The 25065-nt window shown below is 72.2% G+C and carries 22 protein-coding genes; 10 read left to right on the top strand and 12 right to left on the bottom strand.

Going from position 1 to position 25065, the window contains the following annotated elements; translation table 11 throughout:
* Positions 1 to 67 precede the first annotated feature (67 nt).
* A complete protein-coding gene (locus FIV44_RS32555) occupies positions 68 to 1000 on the top strand; it encodes a LysR family transcriptional regulator (RefSeq protein WP_141006322.1) in 933 nt (310 codons plus the stop codon).
* Here FIV44_RS32555 and FIV44_RS32550 read toward each other — a convergent pair.
* Positions 966 to 1268 (bottom strand): molybdopterin dinucleotide binding domain-containing protein, encoded by a 303-nt coding sequence (locus tag FIV44_RS32550; protein WP_246086554.1) that lies wholly within the window; start codon positions 1266 to 1268, stop codon positions 966 to 968. The two genes, FIV44_RS32555 and FIV44_RS32550, sit on opposite strands and share 35 nt — an antisense overlap.
* An 898-nt stretch (positions 1269 to 2166) precedes the next feature.
* Positions 2167 to 3267, bottom strand: a complete 1101-nt coding sequence (locus FIV44_RS33690) for a molybdopterin-dependent oxidoreductase (RefSeq protein ID WP_342778842.1) — start codon at positions 3265 to 3267, stop codon at positions 2167 to 2169.
* A gap of 136 nt (positions 3268 to 3403) precedes the next feature.
* On the opposite strand from FIV44_RS33690, the gene FIV44_RS22105 reads away from it, so the two are divergent.
* From FIV44_RS22105 to FIV44_RS22085, 5 genes are all read left to right on the top strand, one after another.
* Entirely contained in the window at positions 3404 to 4477 is a 1074-nt protein-coding gene (locus FIV44_RS22105) for a Dyp-type peroxidase (RefSeq protein WP_141006321.1), read from the top strand.
* The gene (locus FIV44_RS22100; RefSeq protein WP_141006320.1) at positions 4474 to 5271 is read left to right on the top strand and encodes a family 1 encapsulin nanocompartment shell protein; all 798 of its coding nucleotides are present in this window, start codon (positions 4474 to 4476) and stop codon (positions 5269 to 5271) included. The genes FIV44_RS22105 and FIV44_RS22100 overlap by 4 nt, the downstream gene beginning before the upstream one ends.
* A gap of 170 nt (positions 5272 to 5441) precedes the next feature.
* Positions 5442 to 6083 (top strand): succinate dehydrogenase cytochrome b subunit, encoded by a 642-nt coding sequence (locus FIV44_RS22095; protein ID WP_246086553.1) that lies wholly within the window; start codon positions 5442 to 5444, stop codon positions 6081 to 6083.
* A 13-nt stretch (positions 6084 to 6096) separates the two neighbouring features.
* A complete protein-coding gene (locus tag FIV44_RS22090; protein WP_141006318.1) occupies positions 6097 to 8130 on the top strand; it encodes a fumarate reductase/succinate dehydrogenase flavoprotein subunit in 2034 nt (677 codons plus the stop codon).
* Between the two features lie 11 nt (positions 8131 to 8141).
* Positions 8142 to 8885: a succinate dehydrogenase/fumarate reductase iron-sulfur subunit gene (locus FIV44_RS22085; protein WP_141008011.1), complete on the top strand. Its 744-nt coding sequence runs from the start codon at positions 8142 to 8144 to the stop codon at positions 8883 to 8885.
* Positions 8886 to 8991: 106 nt separating this feature from the next.
* Here the strand turns inward: FIV44_RS22085 and FIV44_RS22080 are convergent, their stop codons facing one another.
* From FIV44_RS22080 to FIV44_RS22045, 8 genes are all read right to left on the bottom strand, one after another.
* Positions 8992 to 9219: an SCO4848 family membrane protein gene (locus FIV44_RS22080; protein WP_141006317.1), complete on the bottom strand. Its 228-nt coding sequence runs from the start codon at positions 9217 to 9219 to the stop codon at positions 8992 to 8994.
* A 14-nt stretch (positions 9220 to 9233) separates the two neighbouring features.
* Positions 9234 to 9569, bottom strand: coding sequence for a hypothetical protein (locus tag FIV44_RS33335; RefSeq protein WP_141006316.1), 336 nt, complete (start codon positions 9567 to 9569; stop codon positions 9234 to 9236).
* Positions 9491 to 10282 carry a YihY/virulence factor BrkB family protein gene (locus tag FIV44_RS22070; RefSeq protein ID WP_141006315.1) on the bottom strand — a complete coding sequence of 264 codons (792 nt, stop codon included), beginning with the start codon at positions 10280 to 10282 and terminating at the stop codon, positions 9491 to 9493. Before FIV44_RS22070 ends, FIV44_RS33335 begins: the two co-directional genes overlap by 79 nt.
* A gap of 22 nt (positions 10283 to 10304) precedes the next feature.
* The gene (locus FIV44_RS22065) at positions 10305 to 10811 is read right to left on the bottom strand and encodes a 2'-5' RNA ligase family protein (protein WP_141006314.1); all 507 of its coding nucleotides are present in this window, start codon (positions 10809 to 10811) and stop codon (positions 10305 to 10307) included.
* A complete protein-coding gene (trpS, locus tag FIV44_RS22060) occupies positions 10811 to 11899 on the bottom strand; it encodes a tryptophan--tRNA ligase (RefSeq protein WP_141006313.1) in 1089 nt (362 codons plus the stop codon). The genes FIV44_RS22065 and trpS overlap by 1 nt, the downstream gene beginning before the upstream one ends.
* A gap of 68 nt (positions 11900 to 11967) precedes the next feature.
* Positions 11968 to 13197 carry an MFS transporter gene (locus FIV44_RS22055; RefSeq protein ID WP_246086552.1) on the bottom strand — a complete coding sequence of 410 codons (1230 nt, stop codon included), beginning with the start codon at positions 13195 to 13197 and terminating at the stop codon, positions 11968 to 11970.
* 55 nt (positions 13198 to 13252) lie between these two features.
* Positions 13253 to 16765, bottom strand: coding sequence for an ATP-binding cassette domain-containing protein (locus FIV44_RS22050; RefSeq protein ID WP_141006312.1), 3513 nt, complete (start codon positions 16763 to 16765; stop codon positions 13253 to 13255).
* Positions 16766 to 16830: 65 nt separating this feature from the next.
* Positions 16831 to 17505: a DNA alkylation repair protein gene (locus tag FIV44_RS22045; protein ID WP_181410758.1), complete on the bottom strand. Its 675-nt coding sequence runs from the start codon at positions 17503 to 17505 to the stop codon at positions 16831 to 16833.
* 341 nt (positions 17506 to 17846) lie between these two features.
* On the opposite strand from FIV44_RS22045, the gene tuf reads away from it, so the two are divergent.
* Positions 17847 to 19034: an elongation factor Tu gene (tuf, locus tag FIV44_RS22040; RefSeq protein ID WP_141006311.1), complete on the top strand. Its 1188-nt coding sequence runs from the start codon at positions 17847 to 17849 to the stop codon at positions 19032 to 19034.
* Between the two features lie 42 nt (positions 19035 to 19076).
* Here tuf and FIV44_RS22035 read toward each other — a convergent pair whose 3' ends face one another.
* Positions 19077 to 21266 carry an NADP-dependent isocitrate dehydrogenase gene (locus tag FIV44_RS22035; protein WP_141006310.1) on the bottom strand — a complete coding sequence of 730 codons (2190 nt, stop codon included), beginning with the start codon at positions 21264 to 21266 and terminating at the stop codon, positions 19077 to 19079.
* Between the two features lie 154 nt (positions 21267 to 21420).
* Here FIV44_RS22035 and FIV44_RS22030 point away from each other — a divergent pair, with 154 nt between their 5' ends.
* From FIV44_RS22030 to FIV44_RS22020, 3 genes are read left to right on the top strand one after another with little or no spacing between them, the layout of a single operon-like run.
* Positions 21421 to 22485 carry an MIP/aquaporin family protein gene (locus tag FIV44_RS22030; RefSeq protein ID WP_141006309.1) on the top strand — a complete coding sequence of 355 codons (1065 nt, stop codon included), beginning with the start codon at positions 21421 to 21423 and terminating at the stop codon, positions 22483 to 22485.
* 45 nt (positions 22486 to 22530) lie between these two features.
* The gene (locus FIV44_RS22025; RefSeq protein ID WP_141006308.1) at positions 22531 to 23355 is read left to right on the top strand and encodes a patatin-like phospholipase family protein; all 825 of its coding nucleotides are present in this window, start codon (positions 22531 to 22533) and stop codon (positions 23353 to 23355) included.
* The gene (locus FIV44_RS22020; protein ID WP_141006307.1) at positions 23352 to 24383 is read left to right on the top strand and encodes a 1-acyl-sn-glycerol-3-phosphate acyltransferase; all 1032 of its coding nucleotides are present in this window, start codon (positions 23352 to 23354) and stop codon (positions 24381 to 24383) included. Before FIV44_RS22025 ends, FIV44_RS22020 begins: the two co-directional genes overlap by 4 nt.
* On the opposite strand, the gene FIV44_RS22015 is transcribed toward FIV44_RS22020, so the two are convergent.
* Entirely contained in the window at positions 24380 to 25039 is a 660-nt protein-coding gene (locus tag FIV44_RS22015) for a hypothetical protein (protein WP_141006306.1), read from the bottom strand. The genes FIV44_RS22020 and FIV44_RS22015 overlap by 4 nt on opposite strands.
* Positions 25040 to 25065: the final 26 nt, after the last annotated feature.

The following is a 25065-nucleotide window of genomic DNA, read 5'->3' as shown; positions in this document are numbered from 1 at the left end:
CCTCCAGGGGCTCCTCGACGACGCGTCCGGCTGACCCGGCGCGCCGCCGGTCTGGTAAGCAACATCCATGCTGCTGCGCCGGTTGGAGTACCTCACCGCCCTGGCACGTGAGGGCCACTTCGGCCGCGCCGCGGAGGCGTGCCACGTCACCCAGCCGGCGCTGTCGGCCGGGATCCGCAAGCTCGAGCAGGAGCTCGGCGTGCAGATCGTCAAGCGGGGCCAGCGGTTCGAGGGGTTCACGCCGGAGGGCGTGCAGGTGCTGCACTGGGCGCAGCGGATGCTGGCCGAGCGGGCCTCGCTGGACCAGTCGATCGCCGCGATGCGCGGCGGCCTCAACGGCACCCTGCGGATGGGCGCGATCCCGACGGCGCTGACGGTCGCGTCGCTGCTGACGACGCCGATGCGGCAGCAGCACCCGCTGACCGGCTTCCTGCTGCTGTCGATGTCGTCGCGGGAGATCGTGCGGCGGCTCAACGACTTCGACATCGACGTCGGGATGACGTACGTCGACGGCGAGCCCCTCGGCAAGGTGCGCGTGGTGCCGCTCTACCGCGAGCGGTACCTGTTCCTGACGCCGGTCGACGGCGAGCACGGTGCCCGGGACGCGGTGACCTGGGCCGATGCCGCGCGGTCCGCGCTGTGCCTGCTCACGGGCGACATGCAGAACCGCCGGATCATCGACGGGCACCTCTCCGACACCGGGATCGACAGCCAGGTCGTGGTCGAGACCGACACGGTCTCGGCGGTCTACGCGCACGTCGCGTCGATGGGGCTGTCGAGCGTGGTGCCGCACGCGTGGCTGCCCACCTTCGGCGTACCGGAGGGGATCCGGGCCATCCCGCTGCCCGGGCCGCGGCGTACCCATCAGGTCGGGCTGGTCCTCGCCGGCCACGGCCCGGAGTCGATGCTGGCGCGGGCCCTGGTCGAGACGGCCCGCGGCGTCGACCTCGCCCGGGTGCTGAGCCTCAGCGAAGCGGCGCCGGCTCCAGCCGCACGATGACGCCCTTGGACGTGGGCGTGTTGCTGATCTCCGCGACGCTGTCGAGCGGCACCAGCACGTTGGTCTCGGGGTAGTACGACGCCGCCGAGCCGCGCGCCGCGGGATAGGCCACCACACGGAAGCCCGGCGCCCGGCGCTCGCTGCCGTCGGTCCAGACGCTGACGAGGTCGACCAGGTCGCGGTCGGCGATCCCGAGGTCGGCGAGGTCGTCGGGGTTGACCATGACGATCCGGCGGGCGTCGTGGATGCCGCGGTAGCGATCGTTCATGGCGTAGGGGATCGTGTTCCACTGGTCGTGCGAGCGCAGGCTCTGCAGCACCAGGTGGCCGGGCGGAGGCTCGATCCAGGTGGGCTCGTTGCGGAAGAAGACCGCCTTGCCGCTCGGGTCGGGAAGACGCCCTCGTTGACCGGGTTCGGCAGCCGGAAGCCGCCCGGCACGGCGACCCGGGCGTTGAAGTCCGCGAAGCCGGGGACGACGCGCGCGATCCGGTCCCGGACGAGGCCGTAGTCGGCCTCGAAGTCCTCCCAGGGGATCGCGCCGATCCCGTCCGCACCCGAGCCCAGCGTGCGGCGGGCCAGCCGGCCGATGATGGCGACCTCGCTCAGCAGGTGCGGCGACGCCGGCGCGAGCCGGCCGCGGGACTGGTGGACCTCGCTCATCGAGTCCTCGACGGTCACGAACTGCTCGCCCGTGGCCTGCACGTCGCGGTCACTGCGCCCGAGCGTCGGCAGGATCAGCGCGGTCTCGCCGCACACGGTGTGCGAGCGGTTGAGCTTGGTCGAGATCTGCACGGTGAGCGAGCAGGACCGCAGGGCCGCCTCCGTGACGTCGCTGTCGGACATGGCCCGCACGAAGTTGCCGGCGACGCCGACGAAGACCCTCGCCCTCCCGTCGCGCATCGCACGGACCCCCTCGACCGAGTCGTAGCCGTGCCGGCGCGGGGGCTCGAAGTCGAACTCGCGGCCGAGCGCGTCGAGGAACCGGTCCGGCACCCGCTCCCAGATGCCCATGGTCCGGTCGCCCTGCACGTTGCTGTGCCCGCGCACCGGGCACACGCCCGCGCCGGGCCGGCCGAGGTTGCCGCGCAGCATCAGGAAGCTGACGATCTCGCGGATGGTCGGGACGCCGTGCCGGTGCTGGGTCAGGCCCATCGCCCAGCAGACGATCACGCTGCGGCTGCGCAGCACCTGCTCGTGGACCGCCTCGATCTCCGCGCGGTCCAGGCCGGTGGCCTCGAGCACGTGCTCCCAGGTGATCGTGCGCGCGTGGGCGGCGAAGTCGTCGTACCCGATCGTGTGGGCGGCGATGAAGTCGTGGTCGAGCACGGTGCCGGGGCGGCGTCCTCGGCCTCGAGCAGCAGCCGGTTGAGCATCTGGAAGAGCGCCAGGTCGCCGCCGGGGCGGATCTTGAGGAACTGGTCGGCGATCACGGTGCCCCTGCCGATGACGCCGCGCGGCCTCTGCGGGTTCTTGAACCGGATCAGGCCGGCCTCGGGCAGCGGGTTGACCGCGATCACCCGGCCACCGTTGCGCTTGGTCTCCTCCAGCGCCGACAGCATCCGCGGGTGGTTGGTGCCGGGGTTCTGGCCGACGACGAACACCAGGTCGGACTCGTGGATGTCGTCGAGCGAGACGCTGCCCTTGCCGATGCCGAGGGTCTCGCCCAGCCCGGAGCCGCTGGACTCGTGGCACATGTTCGAGCAGTCGGGCAGGTTGTTGGTGCCGTACGCGCGGGCGAACAGCTGCAGCAGGAAGGCGGCCTCGTTGTTGAGCCGGCCCGAGGTGTAGAACATCGCCTCGTCGGGCGAGGCCAGGGCGTTGAGCTCGTCGGCGACGATCCCGAGGGCGTCGTCCCAGCCGATCGGCTCGTAGTGCGTCGCGCCCGGCCGCTTCACCATCGGCTCGGTGAGCCGGCCCTGGTGGTTGAGCCACATGTCCGACTTCGCGTCGAGCTCGGCGATCGAGTGCCGGGCGAAGAGCTCGCGGGTGACCCGGCGCGTGGTCGCCTCGTCGTTGACGTGCTTGGCGCCGTTCTCGCAGTACTCGTTCTTGTGGCGGTGCTTCGGGTCCGGCCACGCGCAGCCCGGGCAGTCGATGCCCTCGGCCTGGTTGAGGCTGAGCAGCGTCAGCATCGTCCGGCGGGGGCCGGCCTGCTCGAGGGAGTACTCCATCGCGTGGGCGACGGCGGGGACGCCGGCCGCCCAGCGCTTGGGCGGGGTGACGGTCAGGTCGTCGTGGGGATCCTCGCGCGGCCCGGTCTTCGTCACCCGTCCAGGGTGCCGCGCCGGTATCCATCACGTCAAAGATCAATATTCCATTGCTTGATAACAAACAGTGATGATGGCGGTACTGGCGGGGCCGTGACCGATGCACGAGGATCGAGGGCACCCGACCGGAGGTCCGATGCCCACTCCCACCCCGCAGGCTGTCCTCGCCCCGCTCACCGAGGCGGCGATCTTCCTGACGTACACCCTCGACGGCAGCGAGGACGGCGCCGCCACGGTGCGCGCGCTGCTGGCCGACGTCGGAGGGCTGCGGCGGTCGGTCGGGTTCCGGATCCCCGAGGGCGAGCTGACCTGCGTGGTCGGCATCGGCGCACACGCCTGGGACCGGCTGTTCGCCGCGCCCCGGCCGGCGCTGCTCCACCCCTTCCGCGAGGTGACCGGCGCCCGGCACCACGCGCCCGCCACGCCGGGCGACCTGTTCGTCCACCTGCGCGCGCACCGGATGGACCTGTGCTTCGAGCTCGCCCAGCACCTGACCGACCGGCTCGCCGGCGCCGCGAGCGTCGTCGACGAGGTCCACGGGTTCCGGTCCTTCGACCAGCGCGACATGCTCGGCTTCGTCGACGGCACCGAGAACCCCGAGGGCGACGAGCGGGCCGCGGCCGTGCTCATCGGCGCCGAGGACCCGTCGTACGCCGGGGGCAGCTATGTCGTCACCCAGAAGTACCTCCACGACCTCACCGGCTGGAACGCGCTGAGCGTCGAGGAGCAGGAGCTCGCCATCGGCCGGACCAAGCTCTCCGACGTGGAGCTGCCCGACGACGTGAAGCCGAGCAACTCCCACGTCACCCTCAACACGATCGTCGACGAGGACGGCGTCGAGCACGACATCGTGCGCGACAACATGCCGTTCGGCCGGGTCGGCGCGGGCGAGTTCGGCACCTACTTCATCGGCTACGCCCGCGACCCCGGGATCATCGAGCAGATGCTGGAGAACATGTTCGTCGGCAAGCCGCCGGGCGACCACGACCGGATCCTCGACTTCTCGACCGCCGTCACCGGCACGCTCTTCTTCGTCCCGACCGTCGACCTCCTCGACGCCGCCGCCGACGACGAGCCGGTGCCGGTCGGCACCGCGGTCCCGTCGGACAGCTCGTCGGACAGCTCGTCGGACAGCTCACCGGACAGCCCGCCGGACGCCCTGCCGGACGGCTCGCTCGCCATCGGATCACTGAAGGGAGACCTGGGATGAACCACCTGCTGCGCGCCCTCGCGCCCATCACCGACGCCGGCTGGCAGATGCTGGACGACGAGGCGAAGGAGCGGCTCACGCCCGCGCTCGCCGCCCGCCGGCTCGTCGACTTCGACGGGCCGCACGGCTGGGACTACTCCTCGCGCAATCTCGGCCGCACGACCGCCCTGGACTCCCCCGCGGCCGGGGTCGCCGGCCGCCGGCGCCGGGTGCTGCCCGCGGTCGAGCTCCGGGCCGAGTTCCAGCTCTCCCTCGACGAGCTCCGCGCCGGCGACCGAGGCGCCGACGACGTCGACCTCGGACCGCTCGACGACGCCGCGCACCGGATCGCGACGGCCGAGAACCTCGCCGTGCTCCACGGGTGGGGCGAGGCGGTGACCGGCGTCGGCGCGGCGACGCCCCACGACGTCGTACCGCTGGGCGGGACCCCGGAGGCGTGGCCGCAGGCGGTCGCGACCGCGGTCGAGCTGCTGCTGCGCGACGGCGTCGCCGGGCCCTATGGCCTGGCGCTGGGCAACGACGAGTACCGCGTCGTGATGGAGTCGACCGAGCACGGCGGCTACGCGCTGCGCGAGCACCTGCGCCGGATCGTCGAGGGCCCCATCGTGTGGACGCCCGGGCTGAGCGGCGGCGTACTGGTCAGCCAGCGCGGCGACGACTACCTCCTCGACGTCGGCCAGGACCTCGCCCTGGGCTACGAGCGGCACGACGCGGAGACCGTGACGCTGTACCTCGAGGAGAGCTTCACCTTCCACGTCGCGACCCCGGAGGCGGCGGTCCGGCTCAGCTCCTGACCCGTCCGGCGAGCGCGGGTAAGGCTCGCCTTACGTGCATATCTCACATGGTCCCGGTCACCTACTGGTCGGTAGCGGGAGTAGCGTGACCCCCCGTGGCAACGACGACGCGTCCCCGACTGGTGAAGGGCTCTCGTGCAGCGCGCACGACCATCGCCCTGAAAATTCTCATGGCCGTGAGTGGCCTGCTGTTCATCGGCTTCGTCCTGGGGCACATGTACGGCAACCTCAAGGCCTTCGCCGGCGAGGAGGCGTTCAACGAGTACGCGCACCACCTGCGCGAGCTCGGCGAGCCGATGCTGCCGCACGAGGGCTTCCTGTGGATCATGCGCGTCGGCCTGATCGTCGCCGTCGTCGTCCACATCGCCTGCGCGGTCGCCCTGTGGCGCCGCGCCGCGGCGGCCCGGCCGGTGCAGTACGTCGCCAAGAAGAACCGCGGCTCCTCGCTCTCCTCGCGCACGATGCGCTGGGGCGGGCTGACCCTGCTGGTCTTCATCGTGTGGCACCTGCTCAACTTCACCATCGTCAAGGTGAACCCCAGCAACGGCGAGACCGGCGGCGACAACCCCTACCGCCTGCTGGTCGAGACCTTCGAGGTCCCGTGGATGACCGTCATCTACCTGCTCGCGATGGTCGCCCTGGGCCTCCACCTGCACCACGGCACGTTCAGCTCCCTGCAGACGCTCGGCCTCACCAACTCAGCCGTCTCCCGGACCCGTGCCCGGGCGACCGGCTGGGTCGTGGCGATCGTGATCGCCGGCGGCTTCTCGCTGGTCCCGCTGTCCGTCCTCGTCGGCATCATCGAGAAGTAAGGAGCTCCCCAGAATGGCTGGAAGCACCCTCCACGACGGCCTCACCCCGCTGAACGAGGCCTCGGTCCAGAAGTCCGACGACGCGCACGGCTACTACACGCTCGGCGACAAGCTGGTCGACCCCGTTGCCCCGGTCGGCCCGATCGCCGAGCGCTGGACCACCCGCAAGTTCGAGAACCGCCTGGTCAACCCGGCCAACCGCCGCAAGCTCGACGTGATCATCGTCGGCACCGGCCTGGCCGGCGGCGCCGCAGCCGCCACGCTCGGCGAGGCCGGCTACAACGTGAAGTCCTTCTGCTACCAGGACTCCCCCCGCCGGGCGCACTCGATCGCGGCGCAGGGCGGCATCAACGCGGCCAAGAACTACAAGGAGGACGGCGACTCGACGTTCCGTCTCTTCTACGACACCGTCAAGGGCGGCGACTACCGCTCGCGCGAGTCGAACGTCTACCGCCTCGCCGAGGTCTCGGCCAACATCATCGACCAGTGCGTCGCGCAGGGCGTCCCGTTCGCCCGCGACTACGGCGGCCTGCTCGACAACCGCTCGTTCGGCGGCGTGCAGGTCTCCCGCACGTTCTACGCCCGCGGCCAGACGGGCCAGCAGCTCCTGATCGGCGCCTACCAGGCCATGGAGCGCCAGGTCGCGGCCGGCACCGTCGAGCAGTTCACCCGGCATGAAATGTTGGAGCTCGTCGTCGTCGACGGCAAGGCCCGCGGCATCATCGCCCGCGACATGGTCACCGGCGAGATCGAGACCCACCTCGCCGACGTCGTCGTCCTGGCGACCGGCGGGTACGGCAACGTCTTCTTCCTCTCCACCAACGCGATGGGGTCCAATGTCACCGCCGCGTGGCGCGCGCACCGCAAGGGCGCCTACATGGCGAACCCCTGCTACACGCAGATCCACCCGACCTGCATCCCCGTCTCCGGCGACCACCAGTCGAAGCTGACCCTGATGTCGGAGTCGCTGCGCAACGACGGCCGGATCTGGGTGCCGAAGAAGAAGGAGGACTGCGACAAGGACCCGCGGGACATCCCCGAGGAGGACCGCGACTACTACCTGGAGCGGATCTACCCGTCCTTCGGCAACCTGGTCCCCCGCGACATCGCGTCCCGCCAGGCGAAGAACATGTGCGACGAGGGCCGCGGCGTCGGTCCGATGGTCGGCGACTTCCGCCGCGGCGTCTACCTCGACTTCACCGACGCGATCAAGCGCTACGGCAAGGCCGGCGTCGAGGAGAAGTACGACAACCTCTTCGACATGTACGAGCGGATCACGGGCGAGAACCCGTACGAGGTCCCGATGCGGATCTACCCCGCCGTCCACTACGTGATGGGCGGCCTGTGGGTCGACTACCACCTGCAGTCGAACATCCCCGGCCTGTTCGTGTCCGGCGAGGCGAACTTCTCCGACCACGGCGCCAACCGCCTCGGGGCCTCGGCCCTGATGCAGGGCCTCGCCGACGGCTACTTCGTCCTCCCCAACACCATCCGCGACTACCTCGCCGACGGCCCGTTCGAGAAGATCGACGAGTCCCACGAGGCGGTCGTCGAGGCCAAGCGGTCGGTGCAGGAGCGCATCGACCGGTTCCTCTCCATCGACGGCACCCGCTCGGCCGACAGCTACCACAAGGAACTCGGCAACATCATGTGGGAGTACTGCGGCATGGAGCGGACCGAGGAGGGCCTGCGCAAGGCGATCGACCTCATCCGCGAGCTCAAGGCCGACTTCTGGAGCAACCTGAAGGTCCTCGGCTCCGCCGACACCCTCAACCAGAGCCTGGAGAAGGCCGGCCGCGTCGCCGACTTCATCGAGCTCGGCGAGCTCATGTGCATCGACGCCCTCAACCGCCGCGAGTCCTGCGGCGGCCACTTCCGGGCCGAGTCGCAGACCGACGACGGCGAGGCCCTGCGCCACGACGACGAGTTCGCCTACGTGGCGGCCTGGGAGTGGGGCGGCGACTCGCTCGAGGGCGGCCAGCCGGTGCTGCACAAGGAAGACCTGATCTACACCGCCATCGAGATGAAGCAGCGGAGCTACAAGTGAGCGCGGACAGCATGAACCTGACCCTCAAGATCTGGCGCCAGGACGGGCCGGACGACACGGGCGGCATCCACACCTACGAGGTCTCGGGGATCTCGCAGGACATGAGCTTCCTGGAGATGCTCGACGTCCTCAACGAGCAGCTGAACGAGAAGGGCGAGGAGCCGGTCGCGTTCGACTCCGACTGTCGCGAGGGCATCTGCGGCATGTGCTCGCTGATGATCAACGGCGAGGCCCACGGCCCGGAGGTCACCACGACCTGCCAGCTCCACATGCGCTCGTTCAGCGACGGCGACACGATCACCATCGAGCCGTGGCGCGCCGAGCCCTTCCCGGTCATCAAGGACCTGGTGGTCGACCGCTCCGCCTTCGACCGGATCATCCAGTCCGGCGGCTTCGTCTCCGCCAACACCGGCTCGGCCCCCGAGGCCAACGCCGCCCCGGTCCCGCGCGACAAGGCGATGCGCGCCTTCAACGTGGCCACCTGCATCGGCTGCGGCGCCTGCGTCGCCGCCTGCCCCAACGGCTCGGCCTCGCTGTTCCTCGGCGCCAAGATCACTCACCTCGGCGAGCTCCCCCAGGGCCAGCCGGAGCGCTGGACCCGGGTCGTCGACATGGTCGGCCAGCACGACCACGAGGGCTTCGGCGGCTGCACCAACATCGGCGAGTGCGCCGCCGCCTGCCCCAAGGAGATCCCGCTCGACGTGATCTCCCAGCTCAACAAGGACCTGCGCACCGCGCTCAAGAACGGTCACTGACCCGGCGCGTCCTGACCTGAGATCCACGCCGACCCGGCGCATCCTTACCCCCAGCGACGTAAGGATGCGCCGGGTCAGCGCATTTCAGAGGGCAGGACGAGCCGGGTCAGCGGTGCCGCGACGCGCGGAGGGCCTTCCAGCCCAGCGAGCCGAGCAGGCCGGCGATCACGAAGTTCACGACGATGAGCACGGTGTGGGCGACCCAGTACCCGGTCGCCCGGTCCTCGCCGGCGTCGTAGGCCTGGTAGAGGTTCTTGGCGAAGTTGCCGAAGGAGAGGACGTTCCAGGCCGCGACGGCCAGGAGCAGGAGGGCGTGCTTGCGCTCGAACTTCACGCCCCCAGTCTCTCTCACGAGCGGCGGCGCCGGCCCGCCAGGGTGAGCAGTACGCCGGCGAGGCCGCCGGCCGCGAACGCGACGAGCCGGGGCAGCCGCGGTGGGGGCGCCGCCGCGCCGTTCCCCGCGGGTACGGCGGGCCCCGCGGACGCCGCGATCGCCGCGGCGGCGGGGACCGGGACCGGAGGCTGCTCGGCGGCGGGACTGGTCTGCGCCCAGGCGGCGGCGTACAGGATCACCCGGGAGAAGTAGTTGATCCACACCAGCAGGATCAGCGCGATGCCGAAGGCCTGGAACGCCGGCTGCCCGCGGGTGCCGGTGAGCAGCAGGCCGGAGAGCTGCTTGAGCACCTCGAAGCCGACGGCGCCCAGCCAGGCGCCCGACCACAGGGCGCGCGGGGCAGCGGGGGGCGCACGAGCAGCCGGAACATGAGGAAGAACAGCAGGGCCGACGCGGCCAGGCCCAGCAGCACGGCGACCACGGTCACCAGCCAGCCGAGCTCCGCACCGACGTCGACCATGTCGAGCACCGCGCGGGAGGTGCGGGTGAGCACGGCGGAGGCGACCACGCTGAGCAGCAGGACCACGCCGAGCACCGCGAGGGTGACCAGGTCGCGCAGCTTGCCGATGACGAAGTTGGGGCGCAGTCGCTCCGGCAGCTCGAAGATCACCGTCAGCGCGGCCTGGAGCGAGGAGAGCCAGCCGAGCCCGGCGTACAGCACGCCGGCGAGGCCGATCAGCCCCACCGCGCCGGCGGCGCTCTGGACGTCGTCGAGGTTCACCTGGCCCTCACCGGTGCCGACCAGTCCGGGCAGGACCTCGTCGATGGCCCGCACCAGCGCGTCCTGCGCGTCGGGGAACACCCGGGCGATCCAGCCCACGACGAAGAACGCGAGCGCGAGGATCGGGAACACCGACAGGAAGCCGAAGTAGGTCACCCCGCCGGCCTGCTGGCTGCCCTGGACGGCGCCGTAGTGCTCCTGCATCCGGACGGCGTGATCCACCACGGGGTGGCGATCACGCAGCTCCGTGACCTTCGCCTTGGCTCGATCGACCAGCGTCATGTCAGCCCTCGGGGTGTCGGTGTCAGGTCAGGGGGAACGTCCGGGTCGCCCGCCACCCCTCCTGCTCGTGGTGGACGTAGAGGTGGAAGTCGGTGACGTCGAAGGCGCACTCGAAGCCGGCCAGGTCCTCGAACGCCCGGTCCAGCGTGGGGTCGTCGAGGTGGTGGGCGACGGTCACGTGCGGGTGGTAGGGGAAGCCCAGCTCGACGGCGAGCGGCCCCCGTCGTACGGCGTCGGCGAGCTGCTCGCACTGGGAGATCCCCTCGGCGAGGCTGACGAAGACGACGGGCGACACGGGCCGGAAGGTACCCGTTCCTCGCAGATGCACCCGGAACGACTCGATTCCGGCCGCCGCGGCGGCGAGATGGGCCTCGATCTCCTCGAGCCCGCCGGCCACCTCGGTGGGCGGGATGAGCGTGATGTGGCTGGGGACGCCCTCGGCGGTGGGGTCCCCGATCCGCTGGCGGTAGGCCACCAGCTCGGCGGCCCACGGCTCCGGGATGGCGACGGCGACGCCGATCACCGGCATCAGCCGGCCTCCGTACGACGCTCCACCGGCGCCACGAACCCGATCCGCTGGTAGACGTCGCGCAGCGTGCTCTCCGCGACCGATCCGGCCGTCTCGGCCCCCTGGGCCAGCACCTGCAGGAGGTGGTCCTGGTTGTCGAGGAGCTCGAGGGTGCGGTCCCGGAACGGCGTGACGAAGCCGACCACCACGTCGGCGAGGTCCTTCTTGAGGTCGCCGTACATCCTGCCGGCGTACTGCTCCTCGAGCGCGGGGATGCTCTCCCCCGTCAGCGAGGAGTAGATGGTCAGCAGGTTGCTGACCCCGGGCTTCCCCTCGGGGTCGAAGCGGATGTCGGTGCCGGAGTCGGTGACGGCGGAGCGGATCTTCTTCGCCGAGCGGGCGGGGTCGTCGAGCATCTCGATGATGCCGTTGGGCGCGGAGCCGGACTTCGACATCTTCTTCGTCGGGTCCTGGAGGTCGGCGATCTTGCCGGTCGCCTTGAGGATGTAGGGCTCGGGCAGCCGGAAGGTCTTCTTGTAGCGGGAGTTGAAGCGCTGCGCGAGGTCGCGGGTCAGCTCGAGGTGCTGGCGCTGGTCCTCGCCGACCGGCACGTAGTGGGGCCGGTAGAGCAGGATGTCGGCCGCCTGGAGGATCGGGTAGGTGAAGAGGCCGACGCTCGCCGCGCCCTCGCCCCCCTTGGCCGACTTGTCCTTGAACTGGGTCATCCGGCGCGCCTCGCCGAAGCCGGTCAGGCAGTTGAGCACCCAGGCGAGCTGGGCGTGCTCAGGAACGTGACTCTGCACGAAGATCGCGCTGCGTGCGGGGTCGATGCCCATCGCCAGCAGCTGGGCGGCGGCACGCAGGGTCCGCTCGCGCAGCACCTTCGGGTCGTGCTCGACGGTGATCGCGTGCAGGTCCGCGATGAAGAAGAACGGCTGGTGGTCGCGCTGCAGGTCCACCCACTGCCGCGTCGCGCCGAGATAGTTGCCGAAGTGGAAGGAGTCGGCGGTCGGCTGGATGCCGGAGAGGACGCGCGGCCGCGCGGCTCCCTCGGGCACGGCCGGCTGGGCCGTCTCCGGCACAGGGGGGTGCTCGGTGGTGGCGGACATGGGAGCGATTCTCTCAGGCGCGGGCCGCGACCGGTAACGAGGATCCACAGGCCGCCGGGCCGGCGGGATCAGGCGGCCGCGACCGCGAGACTGCGGCGGTGCACGACGGCGGAGACGAGCAGGATCAGCACGCCGACGGCGGCGAGCCCGGCGCCGACCAGGGCCGGCGCCCGGTAGCCGTAGCCGCCGGCGATGACGAGGCCGCCGAGCCAGGCGCCCAGGGCGTTGGCGATGTTGAGCGCGGCGTGGTTCATGGCGGCGCCGAGGGTGACGGCGTCGCCGGCGACGTCCATCAGCCGCAGCTGGAGGTTGACCACGAGCACCGAGCCGGTGGCGGTGACCAGGAAGGCGACCGGCAGGAGCAGCCAGCCGTGGGGCGCGGCGACGTAGTAGACGAGCATCAGCGCGATGCCGGTGACGCCGGAGAGCAGCAGGCTGCGGTAGACCGACCAGGCGGCGAGCTCGCCGGCCAGCCAGGTGCCGACGACCATGCCGAGGCCGAGCGAGAGCACGAACAGCGGCACGGTGCCACGGTCCAGCCCGCCGACGACGGTGACGGTCTTGGCGATATAGGAGTAGACGGCGAACATGCCGCCGAAGCCGACGGCGCCGACCGCCATGGTCAGCCAGACCTGCAGGCTCCCGAAGAACTCCCGGGCCTCCTTGCGGCCGCTCGCCTCGGCGGCGCCCGGCACCGACGGCACCACGGCCAGCACCATCGCGGCCGTGACGAGGGCGAGCAGGCCGCCGAGGAGGTACGTCGAGCGCCAGCCGACCTGCTGGCCGAGGAAGGTGGCCAGCGGGACCCCGACGACATTGGCGACGGACAGGCCCAGCATCACGCTGGCGACCGCCCGGCCGCGCCGCTCGGGCGTGACCAGGCTGGCCGCGACCAGGCTGGCGACGCCGAAGTAGGCGCCGTGCGGCAGGCCGTCGAGGAACCGGGCCACCGCGAGCACGTGGTAGCTCGACGCGGCCGCGCTGAGCAGGTTGAAGACGGCGTAGGCCCCCATCAGACCGACGAGCATCCCGCGACGCGGGAGCGCGGCGCCGAAGAACGCCAGGATCGGTACGCCGACCACGACCCCGAGCGCGTACGCCGAGATGACGTGCCCGGCGGCCGGCACCGACACGTCCACACCGCGCGCGATCTCCGGCAGCACACCCATCGTCATGAACTCGGTCGTGCCGATGGTGAACCCGCCGACCGCGAGCGCCAGGATCGCCAGGGCGGGTCGGTGGTGGGACACCTCGGGCTCGGTGCGGGCCTCGGTGGAGGTCGTCGGCGCGGAGGTCACGTGGGATCCTAACCGGCCCGGCCGGGGCGCTATTCCTGCGACGTCGGGGCCAGACTCAGCCGGCGAGGTGACCCCAGTCGCCCGCCAGCGCCGACCACGGCCCGACGGCCGCGACCCGCCCGTCCACCAGGACGACGACGCGGTCGGCCTGCGCCAGCGCAGCCCGCTTGGAGGTCGCGCCGATCACGGTGGTGTGGCGCTCGCGCAGGGCGGCCCAGAGCTCGATCTCGGTGGCGGCGTCGAGGGCGCTGGACACGTCGTCGGCGAGCAGCAGCTCGGCGTCGGCGGCGAGCGCCCGGGCGAGGGCCAGCCGCTGGACCTGACCGCCGGAGAGCCGGACGCCGCGGTGGCCGATGACCGCGTCCGGGCCACCCGCCTCGGCGACGTCCTCTGCCAGCCGGGCGGTCGCGACCGGCTGGGCGACCGCCCGGTCGTGGCCGAGCAGGATGTTGTCGGCGAAGGTCCCCGACAGCACCCGCGGCACCTGGGCGACGTGGGCGACCTGGCTCGGGCGCAGGAAGGTCTCGGGGTCGGCGACCTCCTCGCCGTTCCAGCGCAGCGAGCCGCGGTGGTCGATGAGGCCGGCCAGCGAGGACAGCAGGCTGGACTTGCCCGAGCCGACCTGGCCGACCAGCAGGACCAGCTCGCCGCGCTCGACCGCCAGGTCGACGCCGGTGGCGCCGACGGTGCCGTCGTCGTGGACGGCCGTGTAGCCGGCCAGCTCCAGCCGGTCGAGCGGGACCCGGCCGGCCGCGACCGGGTCCGGCGCGGCACCGGTCACCAGGTCGATCCCCGCGGGCAGCGCCATCAGGTCGGTGCCGCCGGCGAACCGGGAGGTCGCCTGCTGCCAGGCGCGGACGCCGGGCGCCTCGGTCACGACCGCGCCGGCCACCCGGCCGAACCAGTCGAAGCCGTTGACGGCCGTGGCGACGAGCAGCGCGGTGGCCAGGCCCCAGACGTCCCACAGGTAGAGCGCCCAGGCGGCGACCACGCCGACCTGCACCATCACGATCGGCACGCCGTCGAGGACCGCCTGCACCCGGTGCTCGAACACCGCGGCCTCCACCCGGCCGTCGTCGACCTTGCGCAGGTGGGCGTGCACCTGCGGGGTGCGGCCGGCCAGCTTGACCGTGCGCGCCGACTCCACGGCCGACACGACCGCGCGACCGAACCGGGCCCGCGCGGCCGAGGACCGGGCGGCGGAGCGGCCCGCGATCGGGCGGCCGATCGAGGAGGCCAGGGCGCTGGTCGTCATCACGACCAGCAGCACGCCGCCGGCCAGCCAGGTGCCGCCGGCGACCATGGTGATCGCGGCGATGAGGAGTCCGTTGACGAAGTCGACCCAGCGGTCGGCGTACCGGGCGTAGCGGTCGGCGTCCATCGACCGCGCGACCACCTCGCCGGGTGGGGTGCGCGGCAGCCGGTGGCTGCGGACCTGGCCCAGCAGCACCGCCATCCGGACGCGCAGCATCACCTCGATCCACCAGCGCGGGTAGCGGCGGAAGGCGTCGGCCAGCAGGAACGGGGCGACGAGCAGGCTCAGCACGAGGACGACCGTCAGCGCGGCCGGGGACTCACCCGCGGCGAGCCGCTCGACGACCTTGCCCCAGACGAAGCCGGTGATCGCGCCCAGCGGGGCGAAGATCGTGCCGCCGAGGAACAGCAGCACCGACCAGGCGCCCCACCACGGCCGCACCCAGAAGGCGTTCCAGGTCCCCCGCGCGAGCGACGAGCCGGGACCGACGGCGGGACGCTGCGGCGGCTCTCCGGTACGGCGCCGCCCGCCCACGCCCGTCTCCAGGTCCACCGTGTCGAGCGGGTCGGCGTCGGCGAAGCCCGCGGTGTCGCTGGCGGCCAGCAGCCGGCGGAACGGACCCTCGACCACGGCCAACTCGTCGCGGGGGCCGTGCTGGATGACGTGGCCGTGATCGAGCACGGCCACGGCCTCGGCCCGCTCGATGGTGCTGAGCCGGTGGGCGACGAGGATGCCGGTGCGGCCGCTGATCAGCCGGTCGGCGGCGGCCACGACCCGGGCCTCGGTGACCGGGTCCATCCGTGCGGTCGCCTCGTCGAGGACGACGACCTGGACATGGCGCACGAGCAGCCGCGCGAAGGCGACGAGCTGCTCCTCGCCCGCCGAGAGCGTCGTACCTCCAGGACCGAGGAGGGTGTCGAGGCCGGACGGGAGCCCCGCGACCCAGTCGGTGAGGCCGAGCTCCTCGACGGCCGCCTCGACCTCCTCGCGCGGCACCGGCGCGAAGAGGGTGATGTTGTCGGCCAGCGTGCCGGCGAGGATCTCGGTGCGCTGGGTCACCACGCCGACGCGGCGACGCAGCTCGTGGAGGTCGAGGGTGGTGATGTCGGCCCCGCCGAGGAAGATCGTGCCCGGCGGCGGCTCGGCGGCCCGCGAGAGCAGCGACGCGAGGGTGGACTTGCCGGAGCCGGTGCGGCCCACGAGCGCGAGGGTGTGCCCCGCCTCGACGTACAGGGTGACGTCCTGCAGGGCGAAGGAGCCCTCGGCGTAGCTGAAGTCGAGGTGGCGGATGCGCAGGTCGAGCGCGCCGGCCGGCACCGCGTCGCCACCCTCCGGCTCGGCCTCGACGGCGAGCAGCTGGCGCAGCCGCAGCACGGCGCCGAGGCCGGCCTGGATGTCGGGCAGCTGGTGGGCCAGGTTGTTGATCTGGCCGACGAAGATCGTGGTGACCAGGAACAGCGTCACCAGGCGCGCGACGCCGAGGTGGTCGCCGCTGACCAACGCGACACCGGAGACCGCGATCGCCGCCAGCAGGCCGTGGAGCAGCAGGCCGACCTTGACCGCCAGCCGGGCCTCGATCATCAGCACCCGGCGGAACTTCTCGTGGACGTCGGCGGAGAGCTGCGCGAGACGTCGTACGGCGAAGGCCCGACCCAGGCTCGTGCGCAGGTCGTCGCGGCCGGCGACCCCCTCCTCGAGGGCCGCGGCGTGGTCGGTCCAGGCCGCCTCCTCGATCACCTTGCGGCGGGCGATCTCGATCAGCGCCGGGCGCATCACCCAGACGGTCACCGTGCCGACCAGCGGGAAGAGCAGGAACGCGGGCCACCAGGTGAAGCCCGCGACCAGCCACATCGGCACCGACGCGAAGCCGGTGCGCATCGCCAGCCAGATCTGCTGGCGCAGCAGCGTCCCGACCTCGTGGGTGTCGTCGTCGACCCGGTCGAGCACCTCGCCGACGGCCTGCTCGGTGAGGTGGGCCAGCGGCTGCTGGAGGGCGGCGCTGAGCAGGTCGCCGCGCAGCCGACCCTCCGCGCGGTCGACGACCGCCGCCCACACGACCCGGCCGGCGGTGTCGATCGCCGCGGCGCCGACCACGAAGCCCGCCAGCCAGCCGACCAGCGTGGCCGTCGGGTGGTCGGCGATCCGGCCCGCCACGACGGTGCCGAGGGCCTGCCCGAGCGCGGCGACCGCGACCGCGCCCACGGCGAAGCCCGCGGCCGGCGTGCGCAGGCGGCGCCAGTCGACGCGGCGCGCCGGGTCGCCGCCGACGGACGGCCGCCCGGGGGCGACGGGAGGGGTCAGCGTCGTGGTCATCGCGACCAGCGTAGGTTCCTGCGCCGACACTTCGCCTCCGAATATCTTGCGGCGAAAGCCGGTGCTCACAGGTGCTTGAGGGCCTCGCGGCGACTGAGCGGACTGAGGTCGTGGGCGTCGGCGTAGCCGCGAACCCAGTCGGGGTGGACCCTGCCGGCGTCGCGCAGGGCCCAGCCGATCACCTTGCGGAGGAAGAACTCCGGGTCGCCGAGACTGGGCTCGATCACCGCGGCGAGCAGGTCGAGGTCGACGCGCTCCCTGCGGCCCAGCTGGCCGAGGATCGCCAGCCGCCGCACCCAGATGTCGTCGTCCACCGACCAGCGCAGCACGATCGCGGCGGTCTCGACAGGGTGTGCGTCGTGCAGGTCGGCGACCCGGTGCGCGGCCTCGTCGACGTGGTCCCACCAGGCGCCGGTCCGCGCGACGTGCTCGTGGAAGGGCACCAGCGCCAGGTCGCCCTCGAGCGGGCGCAGCGCCACCAGGGCCGCGGCGGCGTACCTCTCCTCGCGATGGGTCGCGTCGTCCCACAGCTCGCGGGCGGCGGCCGCGAGCTGCTCGCCGTCGCGTACGCCGAGGTCGCGCACCGTCGCCCGGACCAGGCGGCGCACCTCGGGCACCCGGACGCCGAGGAAGGGCATCGCGGACCTCATGTAGGCCTGCTGCCCGGGCGCCAGGGACGGGTCGGCCGCGGCCCGCAGCGCAGCGCGGACGGCGGCCGTCAGCGCGGGGTCGGGATGCACTCCCCGATCCTGCCGGACGTGGCACGCACGCACCAGCGCCGTCGGCGCGACGCAACGCAACGCGAGCGAGCGAAAAGCAGTTGGCGTCCCCGACGGGGAGACCTACCGTGCTGTCCATGTCCGGCATCGTCCTCGTGGACCCGTCAGGCCGGGGCCTGACGGGCGCTGTGGGCTGCGCGCGGACGGCTCTCGTTCTCGACGGCGCCCGACGCTGACCCTCCTCCTGCTCCCGCAGGACCACGGAGGAGGGTCGCCCGCCGGCCGGCCCTCCGCGTTCGCGGGAGGGATCGGCGACCGGCACGGTCCTGCGCATCCGGACACCACTCGAGAAGGAAAAGACGATGGCCAAGAGCCAGTTCGTGCGGAGCAAGCCGCACCTCAACATCGGGACCATGGGTCATGTCGACCACGGCAAGACCAGCCTCACCGCGGCGATCACCAAGGTGCTCGCCGAGGCCGACCCCGACGCCAACGCGTTCGTCGCGTTCGACGGGATCGACCGTGCCCCGGAGGAGGTCCAGCGCGGGATCACCATCAACATCGCGCACGTGGAGTACGAGACGCCGACCCGTCACTACGCCCACGTCGACATGCCCGGGCACGCCGACTACGTGAAGAACATGATCACCGGCGCGGCCCAGGTGGACGCCGCGATCCTGGTCGTCTCCGCCCAGGACGGCGCGATGCCGCAGACCCGCGAGCACGTGCTGCTCGCGCGGCGGGTGGGCGTTCCCTGGCTGGTCGTGGCCCTGAACAAGGCGGACACGGTCGACGACCCCGAGCTGCTCGACCTCGTCGAGCTCGAGGTGCGTGAGCTCCTCGAGGCCTACGGGTTCCCCGGCGACGAGGTCCCCGTCGTGCCGGTCTCGGCGCTGGGCGCGCTCGAGGGCGACCCGCGCTGGGTCGAGTCGGTGCGGGCACTGGTCGCGGCCGTCGACGACTACGTGCCGGTGCCCGAGCGCGAGCTCGGCGAGCCGTTCCTGATGCCCGTCGAGGGTGTGGTCACCATCAGCGGCCGCGGGACGGTCGTCACCGGCGCGGTCGAGCGCGGCTCGCTCGCGCTCGGCGACCCGGTCGAGCTGGTCGGGCTCGACGAGACGGTCGCCTCGGTCGCCACCGGCCTGGAGACCTTCGGCAAGACGCTGCCCACGGTCGAGGCCGGCGACAACGCGGCGGTGCTGCTGCGCGGCGTCCGCCGGGAGCAGGTACGCCGCGGCCAGGTGCTCGTCGTACCGGGCTCGGTTCGGCCGCACCGCAGGTTCACCGCGAGCCTGCACGCGCTCACCGCGGCCGAGGGCGGCCGGCACACGCCGTTCGCCTCCGACTACCGTCCGCAGTTCTACGTCCGGACGACCGACGTCTCCGGGGCCTTGGACCTCGGCGACGTCGCGATGGTGCTGCCGGGCGACACCGTCGAGGTCACGGTCGAGCTCGGCAAGGCGGTGGCCCTCGAGGTCGGCCTCGGCTTCGCCGTCCGCGAGGGCGGGCGCACGGTGGCCGCCGGCACGGTCACCGGCCTGCTCGACTGAGCGTGTGCTGCCGGAGCCCACGGGGCTCCGGCAGCACCACGGTCAGAACGCGGCGAGCGCCTCGTTGAGCGTCGCGCTCGGGCGCATCACGGCCGAGGTCTTCTCGGCGTCCGGGTAGTAGTAGCCGCCGATGTCGGCGGGGCTGCCCTGGACGGCGATCAGCTCCTCGGCGATCTTCGCCTCGTTGGCCCGCAGCGTCTCGGCGAGCGGCTTGAACGCGGCCGCCAGGTCGGCGTCCTCGGTCTGGCTCGCCAGCTCCTCGGCCCAGTAGAGCGCGAGGTAGAAGTGCGAGCCGCGGTTGTCGGTCGTGCCCAGCCTGCGGCCCGGCGAGCGGTCCTCGTTGAGGAAGGTGCCGGTGGCGCGGTCGAGCGCGTCGGCGAGGACCTGCGCGGCGGGGGCGCCGGCCTGCTCGGCGTACTTCTCCAGCGAGGGGACGAGCGCGAAGAACTCGCCCAGGCTGTCCCAGCGCAGGTAGTTCTCCTCGACCAGCTGTTGCACGTGCTTCGGCGCCGAGCCGCCCGCGCCGGTCTCGAAGAGACCGCCGCCCGCGATCAGCGGAACGACGGAGAGCATCTTGGCCGACGTGCCGAGCTCGAGGATCGGGAACAGGTCGGTGTTGTAGTCGCGCAGCACGTTGCCGGTCACCGAGATGGTGTCCTCACCCTTGCGCATCCGCTCGAGGGAGTACGCCGTCGCGAGGGTCGGCGACAGGATCTGGATCTCCAGGCCGTCGGTGTCGTGCTCGGGCAGGTAGGCGTTGACCTTCTTGATCAGCTCGGCGTCGTGGGCGCGCGACTCGTTGAGCCAGAAGATCGCCGGGGTCTGCGAGGCGCGGGCGCGGGTGACGGCCAGCTTGACCCAGTCCTGGACGGGGATGTCCTTGGTCTGGCAGGCGCGCCAGATGTCGCCGGCCTCGACGTCGTGCTCGATCAGCACGTCGCCGTTCGACGCCAGGACGCGGACCGTGCCGGCGGCCGGGATCTCGAAGGTCTTGTCGTGCGAGCCGTACTCCTCGGCGGCCTGCGCCATCAGGCCGACGTTGGGGACCGTGCCGATGGTGGCCGGGTCGAGCGGCCCGTTCTTCTTCACGTCGTCGATGACGGCCTGGTAGACGCCGGCGTACGACGAGTCCGGGATCACCGCGAGGGTGTCGTCCTCGCCGCCGTCGACGCCCCAGAGGCGGCCGCCGTTGCGGACCAGCGCCGGCATCGACGCGTCGACGATGACGTCGCTGGGAACGTGCAGGTTGGTGATGCCCTTGTCGGAGTTGACGTAGGACAGGCGCGGGCCGGCGGCGAGCGCGGCCTCGAAGGCGGCCTTGATCTCCGCGCCGCTCTCGAGCGCGTCGAGACCGGACAGGATCGCGCCGAGGCCGTCGTTGGCCGAGAGTCCCGCGGCGGCCAGCTGGTCGCCGTACTGGGCGAAGACGTCGGCGAAGTAGGCCTTCACGACGTGGCCGAAGATGATCGGGTCGGAGACCTTCATCATGGTCGCCTTGAGGTGGACGGAGAACAGCACGTCCTGGGCCTTGGCCTCGGCGAGGGCGTTGCGGAGGAAGGCGTCGAGGTGCGCGGCCTCCATCTTGGTGCCGTCGACGATCTCGCCGGCGAGGACCTTCAGTCCGTCCTTGAGGACGACGGTCTCGCCGTTCTCGGTCTCCAGCACGATCGAGAGCGTGTCGTCCTGCGCGAGGGTCACCGACTTCTCGTTGCTCGCGAAGTCGTGGGCACTCATGGTCGCGACGTCGGTCTTCGAGCCGTCGGCGAACGGCTTGTTGGTGTGGGGGTGGGTCTTGGCGTAGTTCTTGACCGAGGCGGGCGCGCGGCGGTCGGAGTTGCCCTCGCGCAGGACCGGGTTGACCGCGGAGCCCTTGACCTTGTCGTACTTGGCCCGGATCTCCCTCTCGGCGTCGGTCGCCGGGCTCTCCGGGTAGTCCGGGATGTCGAAGCCCTGCGCCTGCAGCTCCTTGATCGCGGCCTTGAGCTGCGGGATCGAGGCGGAGATGTTGGGGAGCTTGATGATGTTGGCCTCGGGCGTCTTCGCGAGCTCGCCGAGCTCGGTCAGCGCGTCGTCGGCGAGGCCGAACTGGGCGAGGATGCGCGCTGCGACCGAGATGTCGCGGGTCTCGAAGGCGACGCCGGCCTTGGCGGCGTACGCCTCGACGATCGGCAGGAAGGAGTACGTCGCGAGCAGCGGCGCCTCGTCGGTGTGGGTGTAGATGATGCTCGACATGTTCGGGCGTCGCTCCTGGGCCGTTGATGGGATTCTTGACGTCAAGATACCTGATGGAGGGGTTCGGGTCCGCTTCGGTGGCCACAGTAGTGACTAGGCTGAGCCCTGCAACCCGGCTGGTTTTCGGGAGCCGAACCGAGGAGAGGGTCTTCCCATGACGCAAGAAGCAGTGGCCGAGCAGGCCGACATCCCGCCCACCATCGTCCAGAAGCTCCTGGCCGAGTTCGTCGGCACCTTCGCGCTGGTCCTGTTCGGCTGCGGCGTGGCTGTCGTCAACCAGGGCTCCATCGTGCAGACCGGCCTGGCCTTCGGCCTCACCGTGACGCTGATGGCCTACGCCTTCGGCCGGATCTCCGGCGGGCACTTCAACCCGGCCGTCTCCATCGGCGCCGCCCTCGGCGGACGGATCTCGTGGAAGGACACCGGCCTGTACGCCGCGGCCCAGTTCGTCGGCGCCATCGCCGCCGCCCTGGTCCTGATGATCCTGCTGCTCGGCCTGGACGGCTTCGAGGCGTTCGACGACCGCTACCCGCTCGGGACCAACGGCTTCAGCGCCGGCGACTACGACTACGCCTGGTGGGCGGCGTTCCTGATCGAGCTGCTGATGACCTTCCTCTTCGTGCTGGTCATCCTCGCCGTCACCGACGAGCGCAACCGCGCCGTGGCCGCCCTCGCCCCGCTGGCGATCGGCGTCACCCTGGCCGTCATCCACTTCATGCTGATCCCGCTGACCGGCACCTCCGTCAACCCGGCCCGCTCGCTCGGCCCGGCGCTGTTCAGCGGCGGCGACTGGATCGTCCAGGTCTGGCCGTTCATCACCGCACCGTTCATCGGCGGCGCCGTCGCCGGCGTGCTCTACCCGCTGCTCTTCGGCCGCGGCGCCGACCCGGTGCCCGGCTCCGGCCTCAACTTCGGCGCGGGCGGGTCCTCCGACCCGGCGTTCACGCAGCAGTGGAACCAGCAGTCCTACGGCCAGCCGCAAGGCCAGCACCAGGCGCAGCAGCCCCTGCAGCAGCAGAGCCAGCCGATCATCCAGGACGGCTGGCAGTGGGACCCCGCCACGCAGCAGTGGATCCCGGCCCAGCAGCAGCCGCCCGCTCCGGGGGTTCCCGGCGCCGCCGGTGCCCCGGGTGCTCCCGGCGCGCCTGCCGCGCCCGACCCGCAGACCGGGTGGGCGCCGCCGGCCAGCGACCAGACGCAGGTGCGCCCACCGCAGTGATGCGGTGACCTGGCGCGACCGACCACGGGCGGCGGGAGCGAGCCGATGTCGCGGACCGCATTCGTCCTGGGCGGGGGCGGCCTGCTCGGCGCCGTCGAGGTGGGGATGCTCCGCGCCCTGTTCGAGCGGGGCGTCGTCCCCGACGTGGTGGTCGGCACGTCGGTGGGCGCGCTCAACGGCCTGGTCGTCGCCGCCGAGCCCACCTCCGCGTGCGTCACCCGCCTCGCCGACCTGTGGCGCGAGGTCACCGAGAGCAACGACGTGTACGGCGCCCCGGCCTGGCGGCAGCTGGGGCGAGCGGTCCAGACCGGCACCCATCTGCACTCGGCGCAGCCGCTGCGCGACCGGCTGGACGCGCTCTTCGGCGGCGTCGTGTTCGCCGACCTGCCGGTCACCTTCCAGTGCTGCGCGGCCAGCATCGAGCGCGCGTCCGAGCACTGGTTCACCAACGGGCCGGTGGTGCCGGCGGTCATCGCCTCGGCCGCCGTTCCCGGACTGCTGCCGCCGGCCGAGATCGACGGGGAGCACTTCCTCGACGGCGGCATCGTCAACTCGGTCCCGGTCGGCCGGGCGGTCGAGCTGGGCGCCGACCGGCTCTACGTGCTCCAGGTGGGGCGGCTCGAACGGCCCTTGTCAGCGCCGCGGCGCCCGTGGGACGTTGCCCGCGTGTCCTTCGAGATCGCGCGCCGGCACCGCTTCCATCGCGAGATGAGCCAGCTCCCGCCCGGCGTGGAGGTGCACCTGCTGCCGTCGGCGGTCAGCGAGGCCGACGATCGGCAGACGTCCTACCGTGACGCCTCCGCGGTGACCAGGAGGGTCGAGGCGGCGTACGCCGCGAGCGCCGCCTATCTCGACGAGCAGTCCCGATGAGCCCTGCGCTCACGTGGTCGCTCCAGCGGCTCGTGGTCGCGCCCCTGGCCATCGTGCTGACGGTGTGGCTGTGGGCGACCCTCCCGCTCACCCTGATCGTGGCCGGGGTCATGTCGGCGTTCGTGCCGGGCTGGCTGCGGCCGCTGCGGCTGCTGTGGGTCGCGGTGCTGCACCTGACCCTGGAGACCCTGGTCCTCCTGGCGGCGTTCGGGCTGTGGATCGCCTCGGGCTTCGGGGCCCTCCTGCACCGGCCGTGGTTCGAGCGGGTGCACTACCGGCTGATGCGCTGGTACCTCGTGGTGTTCTTCCGGGAGGCCCGGCGCGTGCTGCGGCTGAAGATCGAGACGGTGGGCCCGACGCCGGACGCCTTCCCGGGCCAGCCGCTGCTCGTCCTCTGCCGGCACGCGGGGGTGGGCGACTCCTTCTCGATCATGTACGCCCTCATGCACTGGTACCACCGCGAGCCGCGGATCGTGCTGAAGGCGATGCTGGCCTGGGACCCGGCGCTCGGCGTGATGCTGTCGCGGCTGCCCAGCACCTTCATCGCCAAGGGCCGGGGCCGGGGCCGCGACCTGGTGGCGGAGATCGGCGTGCTCGCCAGCGGCCTCGACGAGAACGACGCCTTCGTGATCTTCCCCGAGGGCGGCAACTTCACCCCGCGGCGGCGGCGCCGCGCGATCGACCGGCTCCGCGGCTCGGGGCGCGAGGTCATGGCCCAGCAGGCCGAGGCGATGGCCCACGTCCTCGCCCCGCAGCCCGGCGGCGTCCTGGCGGCGCTGGACGCCGCACCGAGCGCCGACGTCCTCCTCGTCGCCCACACCGGCCTGGACCACCTCGACTCCGTCGGCAGCATCTGGCGCGAGCTGCCGATGGACAAGCGGCTGCTCATGGGCTGGTGGCGCGTGCCCCGCGCGGAGATCCCCCTGGACCGCACGGCGCGGATCGAGTGGCTGTTCGACCGCTGGGGCCGCATCGACGCCTGGATCGCCGAGAACCAGCCCCAGGACCTGGCTCCGCGGCGGGGCTAGCCGCCGGCGTCGTACGCGACGAGGCCCGCCTCGCCGGTCCGGACCAGGCCGATGCCGCGGGCGTAGACCTCGGTGCGGGAGCCGGTGGCGTCCTCGACCTCGAGCTCGACGGTGCGGTCGTACGTCGCCAGCGGGACCGTGACCTCCGCGCCGACGGCCGTCACGGTGGCGACCTCGGCCAGCCCCGGCGCCGCGGCGGTGCGGAAGCCGTCGCCGAAGCGGGGGGTCGCGGGCATCGCCAGGCCGGCCTCCGCGCCGTCCTCACCGGCCCGCCACTCCCCCTCGCGGCCGAACCACCAGACGTTGCCGTCCCGGTCCTGGGCGTAGAGGTCCCGCTCGACGGTGCCGTCGGGATGCGTGCGGACCAGGGTGGTCGTCGCGACGCCGGCGACCTGCGGGCCGGCCACGACGGTGAGGACCAGCGCGGGCGTGGCGGAGCCGCTGTCGGCGTACTCCCAGCGGGAGCCGGGGGCGAGCGGGAGCCACGGGTTGTCGACGGCGGCGACGAAGTCGGCCGGGTCGGGGTCGGGGGTCGGGATGACCAGCCCGTCGACGCCCGCGGGCGGGCTCGGGGCGGACGCGGAGCCGCAGCCGGCGAGGAGCACGGCGGAGCCGAGGGCCAGGGCCGCGATCGCGGCGGGGACGCGTCTCCGCATGGCGCCATCGTCGCAGCAGCCGGACC

Source organism: Nocardioides humi, assembly GCF_006494775.1.
Lineage (GTDB): Bacteria > Actinomycetota > Actinomycetes > Propionibacteriales > Nocardioidaceae > Nocardioides > Nocardioides humi.
The sequence above is the reverse complement of the archived record's forward strand: the minus strand, read 5'-3'. Positions and strand labels throughout refer to the sequence as shown.

Excerpts from the sequence above, each read along its gene's own strand:
- FIV44_RS32555 (WP_141006322.1), top strand. The coding sequence starts at position 68 with ATGCTGCTGCGCCGGTTGGAGTACCTCACCGCCCTGGCACGTGAGGGC.
- FIV44_RS32550 (WP_246086554.1), bottom strand. The coding sequence starts at position 1,268 with ATGAACGATCGCTACCGCGGCATCCACGACGCCCGCCGGATCGTCATG.
- FIV44_RS22105 (WP_141006321.1), top strand. The coding sequence starts at position 3,404 with ATGCCCACTCCCACCCCGCAGGCTGTCCTCGCCCCGCTCACCGAGGCG.
- FIV44_RS22100 (WP_141006320.1), top strand. The coding sequence starts at position 4,474 with ATGAACCACCTGCTGCGCGCCCTCGCGCCCATCACCGACGCCGGCTGG.
- FIV44_RS22095 (WP_246086553.1), top strand. The coding sequence starts at position 5,442 with ATGGCCGTGAGTGGCCTGCTGTTCATCGGCTTCGTCCTGGGGCACATG.
- FIV44_RS22090 (WP_141006318.1), top strand. The coding sequence starts at position 6,097 with ATGGCTGGAAGCACCCTCCACGACGGCCTCACCCCGCTGAACGAGGCC.
- FIV44_RS22085 (WP_141008011.1), top strand. The coding sequence starts at position 8,142 with ATGAACCTGACCCTCAAGATCTGGCGCCAGGACGGGCCGGACGACACG.
- FIV44_RS22070 (WP_141006315.1), bottom strand. The coding sequence starts at position 10,282 with ATGACGCTGGTCGATCGAGCCAAGGCGAAGGTCACGGAGCTGCGTGAT.
- FIV44_RS22065 (WP_141006314.1), bottom strand. The coding sequence starts at position 10,811 with ATGCCGGTGATCGGCGTCGCCGTCGCCATCCCGGAGCCGTGGGCCGCC.
- trpS (WP_141006313.1), bottom strand. The coding sequence starts at position 11,899 with ATGTCCGCCACCACCGAGCACCCCCCTGTGCCGGAGACGGCCCAGCCG.
- FIV44_RS22050 (WP_141006312.1), bottom strand. The coding sequence starts at position 16,765 with ATGACCACGACGCTGACCCCTCCCGTCGCCCCCGGGCGGCCGTCCGTC.
- tuf (WP_141006311.1), top strand. The coding sequence starts at position 17,847 with ATGGCCAAGAGCCAGTTCGTGCGGAGCAAGCCGCACCTCAACATCGGG.
- FIV44_RS22035 (WP_141006310.1), bottom strand. The coding sequence starts at position 21,266 with ATGTCGAGCATCATCTACACCCACACCGACGAGGCGCCGCTGCTCGCG.
- FIV44_RS22030 (WP_141006309.1), top strand. The coding sequence starts at position 21,421 with ATGACGCAAGAAGCAGTGGCCGAGCAGGCCGACATCCCGCCCACCATC.
- FIV44_RS22025 (WP_141006308.1), top strand. The coding sequence starts at position 22,531 with ATGTCGCGGACCGCATTCGTCCTGGGCGGGGGCGGCCTGCTCGGCGCC.
- FIV44_RS22020 (WP_141006307.1), top strand. The coding sequence starts at position 23,352 with ATGAGCCCTGCGCTCACGTGGTCGCTCCAGCGGCTCGTGGTCGCGCCC.
- FIV44_RS22015 (WP_141006306.1), bottom strand. The coding sequence starts at position 25,039 with ATGCGGAGACGCGTCCCCGCCGCGATCGCGGCCCTGGCCCTCGGCTCC.